At 71.1% G+C, this 5798-nt stretch carries 2 protein-coding genes; both read right to left on the bottom strand.

Annotated elements, in window-relative coordinates; translation table 11 throughout:
- On the bottom strand, nt 1-1205 hold a 1205-nt coding region (locus ABZ707_RS33190), incomplete at its 3' end, for a beta-ketoacyl synthase N-terminal-like domain-containing protein (RefSeq protein ID WP_360182590.1).
- 29 nt (nt 1206-1234) lie between these two features.
- Nucleotides 1235-5785, bottom strand: coding sequence for an SDR family NAD(P)-dependent oxidoreductase (locus tag ABZ707_RS33185; protein WP_360182587.1), 4551 nt, complete (start codon nt 5783-5785; stop codon nt 1235-1237).
- Between the last annotated feature and the right edge of the window lie 13 nt (nt 5786-5798).

Below are 5798 nucleotides of genomic sequence, written 5' to 3'. Positions count from 1 at the left end.
ACACCCGCCACACCGGCCGCCGCCTGCGTATGCCCGATGTTCGACTTCACCGAACCCAGCAGCAGCGGCCGGTCGGCGTCCCGGTCCTGGCCGTACGTCGCCAGCAGCGCCTGCGCCTCGATCGGATCCCCCAGCGCCGTGCCCGTGCCATGCGCCTCCACCACATCCACATCGGCCGGCGACAGCCGCGCGTTGCCGAGCGCCTGGCGGATGACACGCTGCTGGGAAGGGCCGTTGGGCGCGGTCAGACCGTTGGACGCGCCGTCCTGGTTGACCGCGCTGCCGCGCACGACCGCGAGGACCGGATGGCCGTTCTTCCGCGCGTCGGACAGCCGCTCCATCAGCAGCAGACCCACACCTTCCGCGGGTCCGAAGCCGTCCGCGTCGGACGAGAACGCCTTGCAGCGGCCGTCCGCAGACAGCCCGCGCTGCCTGCTGAACTCGACGAACAGACCGGGCGTCGACATCACATGCACGCCGCCCGCGAGAGCGAGCGAGCACTCGTCCAGCCGCAGGGCCTGCACCGCCAGATGAATGCCGACAAGGGAGGCCGAGCAGGCGGTGTCCACGGTGACCGCGGGTCCCTCAAGGCCGAAGGTGTAGGAGATGCGCCCGGACATCACACTGGCCGCGTTGCCCGTCCCCAGATGGCCGGCGTAGCTCTCCGCCGCGTCCAGGACGACCGGCAGATAGTCGGACCCATTGACGCCGACGAACACACCGGTGCGGCTGCCGCGCAGAGTGCCCGGGTCGATGCCGGTCCGCTCGAACGCCTCCCACGACGTCTCCAGCAGCAGCCGCTGCTGCGGATCCATCGCCATCGCCTCGCGCGGCGAGATCCCGAAGAACGCCGGGTCGAACTGGGCGGCCCCGCCAAGGAATCCGCCTTCCCGCGTGTACGAGTGGCCGTCCGCGTCCGGATCCGGGTCGAACAGCTCGCCCAGGTCCCAGCCGCGGTCGTCGGGAAACGCGGTGAGCGCGTCACCACCGGAGGCCAGAAGCTCCCACAGCTCCTCCGGGGTCCGTACGCCGCCCGGGAAGCGGCAGCTCATCGCCACAATGGCGATCGGCTCCCGCGCCTGGTCCTCGATGTCCCGCAGCCGGCCGTACGCCTCGTCGAGGTCGGTCGTGACCTTCTTGAGGTACTCCCGGAGCTTTGCTTCATTCGCCATGGGGGCTTCACCTATCGGGATGATGTCGGTCATCGGGTGGTCGGAGTGGAGACGGCCGGTGCTCAGCCCTTGCCGAACCTCTTGTCGATGAAGTCGAAGAGCTCGTCGTCGCTGGCCTCTTCGAGCGCGCCGGCGCCGTCCGTGGTGCGCCGGACGTCGTTCCATGCGGCGAGCAGCGACTGAAGGCGTACCGCGACACGTGCGTGGGACGCCTCGTCGCCCGCCACAGCGGCGATGTCGTCCGGTGCCAGCGACGACAGGGCGTTCTCCAGCCGGTCCAGGTCCTCCAGCACGGAACCCCTGGTGTCCCCGGGCGTGGAGTCCGGGGACACCTCCGCCCGCAGGTACCGTGCCAGCGCGAGCGGGGTCGGGTAGTCGTAGATCAGTGTGACCGGCAGCCGCAGTCCGGAGTCGCCGTTGAGCCTGTTACGCAGTTCCACGGCGGTCAGCGAGTCGAATCCGAGTTCCTTGAATGCCTGTTCCGCACCGACCTGGTCCATCGCCGCGTATCCGAGGACCGCGGCCACCCGCCGGCGCACCAGGTCCACGACCGTGCGTTCCTGCTCGGCCTCCGTGAGCCGGCCGAGTCGCTCCGCGAGGCTCTCGGCCCCGGCTTCGGCTCCGGCGCCCCGGCCGTCGGCCGCGTTCCCCACTGTCCGGCGGGCCGGTGTGCGTACCAGGCTCTGGAAGAGCGGCAGCAGTCTCCCGGCGGCGGCGGTGGACCGCAGCGTCCCCAAGTCGAGCCGTACGGGCACCAGGACGGGTTCACCGGCCTCCAGTCCCGCGTCGAACAGCGCGAGTCCTTCGGCGGCGGCCAGGGGCAGCACACCGCCGTCGGCCACGCGCCGCATGTCGGCCTCGCCGAGCCGGCCCGCCATGCCCCGCTCTTCGGCCCACATGCCCCACACCAGGGAGAGTGCGGCGAGGCCGCGCGAGCGGCGGTGGCGGGCGAGCGCGTCGAGGAACACATTCGCTGCCGCGTAGCTGCCCTGACCGGCGCTGCCGAGGGTACCGGCGGCGGCGGAGAACAGGACGAACGCGGACAGGTCCAGGTCCCGCGTGAGGGTGTGGAGGTTGAGGGCCGCATCGGCCTTCGGCCGCAACACGGTGTCCATACGCTCCGGTGTCAGCATGTCGATCACACCGTCGTCCAGTACACCCGCCGTGTGGACGACCGCTGTCAGCGGGTGACCGGCCGGGATCCGGGCCAGTACGTCCGCCAGCGCGTCACGGTCTGCGGCGTCGCAGGCGGCCCAGGTCACTTCGGCGCCCAACTCGGTGAGTTCGGCGGTGAGTCCGGCCGCACCCGGGGCCCGCTCACCGCGTCGGCTGAGAAGCAGCAGATGCCTGACGCCGTGCGTGGTGACGAGATGGCGGGCGAGGAGACCGCCGAGGCCGCCGGTGGCGCCGGTGAGCAGGACGGTCCCGGCCGGGTCGATCCGGGCGGCGAGCGGCGTGGCCGCCGCCGGCTCCGTACCCCCGGCGGGGGTGAGTGCCGGGCGAGCCAGTCGCGGTGCGTAGGCCCGGCCCGCCCTGAGCGCCAGCTCGGGTTCGCCGGAGGCGAGTGCTTCCGAGACGGCGGAGTACGAGAGGTCACCGTCCACATCGAGCAGGACGAACTGGCCCGGATTCTCGGCCTGGGCCGCCCGGAGCAGGCCCCACACCGGCGCGTTCACCAGGTCGACGGCCTCGGAGTCACCGGCCGCGGCGACCGCGCCACGGGTGACGACCACCAGAGGCGCAGTGCCGAACCGGCTGCCGCTCAGCCACGTCTGGACCAGTTCCAGAGCGCGGTGCGCGGCCCGGTGCACGGCGTCGGCAGCGGGAACATCCGCGGATGCGCCGCCCTGTACGCCGAGACCCGAAGCGGCTCCGTCCTCGGAGAGGCCGGGCAGCATCGGCACCAGCACCGCGTCCGGTACGGGCCGGCCCGCCACGACGGACGCTTCCAGTGCCGCGAGGTCCTCGGCGGTGTCGACCCGGAATCCGGCCGTTTCCAGTGCGACGCCGAGCTTGAGTTCATCGGATCCGACCACGGCGAACGCCGTCCCGGCAGGCGGACCGGCCGGCCGCGCGGGCACCGGCGTCCAGTCGACCCGGTACAGGGACTCCTGAACCCTCTCGTCCGGGCCGGCGTGCGAGCCGGTGAACCGGCCCATGTCCACGGGCCGTACGACGACGGAGTCCACCGAGGCGACAAGCGCGCCCGTGTCGTCGGCCACGGTCAGGGAGAACTCGTCCGCCTGGCCGGTGGGCACAAGAGCCACCCGCAGAGCCGTGGCTCCGGTCGCGTGCAGTGACACACCGCTCCAGGAGGACGGCATCCCGGTGTACGGCTCGCCGTCGGTCCCGAACCGGGCGGCCACGGAATGCAGCCCGGCGTCCAGCAGGGCCGGGTGCAGTGCGAACCGCGCGGCGTCCGGGACCTGAGCCTCCGCGAGCCGCACGTCCGCGTAGATCTCCTCGCCCCGCCGCCAGGCCCGCTGGAGCCCCTGGAAAACCGGGCCGTACAGCAGTCCGCCCCGGGCCGCGCGCCCGTAGAGATCCGTGACCTCGACAGGGTCGGCACCGGCCGGCGGCCATACGGAGAGCGCGGAGGGAGCTGCGGGCGCCGCCTCGGCTCCCGCCGCCACCGCGAGGACTCCGGTGGCGTTTCGGGTCCATGGCCGGTCGGACCGGCTGTCACCCTCGCCTTCTCCCGCCCGCTCGGCGCGCGAGTGGACATTCAGCGCCCGCCGCCCCGCGCTGTCGGCCTCGCCCACGGACAGTCGTAGCTGCACACCACCGCGCTCCGGAAGGACAAGCGGTTCGGCGAGGACCAGGCTCTCCAGCAGGTCGCAACCGACCTCGTCACCGGCGCGTACGGCCAGCTCGACAAAGGCGGTCGCGGGCAGCAGCACGGATTCCGCCACGGTGTAGTCGGCGAGCCACGGCTGCGCCTGGAGGGACAGCCGACCGGTGAAGAGGAAGGCGTCCGACTCGGGCAATTCGACGGCCGCTCCCAGCAACGGATGTTCGGCCGAGCCGAGTCCCAGCGACGCCACATCGTCAAAGGCCACCACGGTGTCGACCCAGTACCGCTGGTGCTGGAAGGCGTACGTCGGCAGATCCACGCGTCGGGCGCCCGTGCCGGCGAAGAACGCCTTCCAGTCGGGACCGTGGCCCACCACATGCAGCCGCGCCACGGCGACCGACAGAGACTCCCCGTCCGGACGGCCCCTACGCAAGGCCGGGGTCAGCAGGACAGGCCGCTCCTCCGAGGCCACCTGGATCAAGCAGTCCTGCGCCATCGCGGACAGCACACCATCGGGACCGAGCTCCAGATACGCCGTGACACCCTGCGCCTCAAGCGTTCGCACCCCGTCCAGGAAACGGACGCCCTCCCGCACATGCCGCACCCAGAACTCCGGGTCGCCCATCTCCCCAGCCGACACAACAGCACCGGTCAGGTTGGACACGATCGGGATCTGCGGGGCCTCATAGGTGAGGCCCGCCACCACCTGGCGGAAGGCGTCCAGCATCCCGTCCATCCGGGGCGAATGGAACGCGTGGCTGACCGTGAGCCGCTTGCTCCGACGCTCCTCCGCCTCAAAACGGGCCGCGATCTCCAGCACCGCGTCCTCATCACCGGACACCACCACCGAGGAAGGTCCGTTGACCGCCGCGACCCCCACCCGGTCCGACAGCAGCGGCAGCACCTCGTCCTCCGACGCCTCCACCGCCACCATCGCCCCACCCGACGGCAGCCCCTCCATCAACCGGCCACGGGCCGCCACCAGCGTGCACGCATCCGCCTGCGACAACACACCCGCCACATGCGCCGCCGTAATCTCACCCACCGAATGCCCGGACAGGAAATCCGGCCGCACACCCCACGACTCCACCAACCGGAACAGCGCCACCTCCACCGCGAACAACGCCGGCTGCGCAAACCCCGTACGGTCAAGGATTTCAGCGTCCTCCCCGAACACCACATCCCTCAACGACCCCTCAAGACGCACATCCAGATGCGCACACACCGCGTCAAAGGCATCCGCGAACACCGGATACACCTCATACAACTCACGCCCCATACCAAGACGCTGACTCCCCTGCCCGGTGAACAGGAACGCCACCTTCCCCTCGGCATTCGTGGTCCCCCGCACAACACCGGCCGGAGCCTCACCACCAGCCAGCCCTTCCAGTACCTGGAGGAACCCTTCCCGGTCATGCGCGACGATCGCCGCTCGCCGGTCCAGAGGAGTACGAGTGGTCGCCAACGCATAGCCGATGTCGAACGGGCTCAGTTCGGGGTGCCGAGCCACGTGCGCGCGCAGTCGCTCGGCCTGGGCGTACAGGGCCGTCTCCGTCTTGCCAGAAAGCACCCACGGCGGAGTGCCGGGCGTGTTCGCCAGGGCCGGTGCTGTCTCCTGCTCCATCGCGTCCGTCGAGAGCGGTGCCTGCTCCAGGATGGTGTGCGCGTTGGTACCGCTCACGCCGAACGCCGAGATTCCAGCCCGTCGGGGCTGCCCGGTCTCCGGCCACTCACGACTGCCGGTCAGCAGCTCGATATCACCGGCCGACCAGTCCACATGCGGCGTCGGCTCATCCACATGCAGCGTCGCCGGCAGCACACCATGCTGCATC

It is taken from the genome of Streptomyces sp. NPDC006923 (genome assembly GCF_040635655.1).
Lineage (GTDB): Bacteria > Actinomycetota > Actinomycetes > Streptomycetales > Streptomycetaceae > Streptomyces.
Note: the sequence above shows the minus strand (reverse complement) of the source record. Positions and strands in the feature narration are given on the sequence as shown.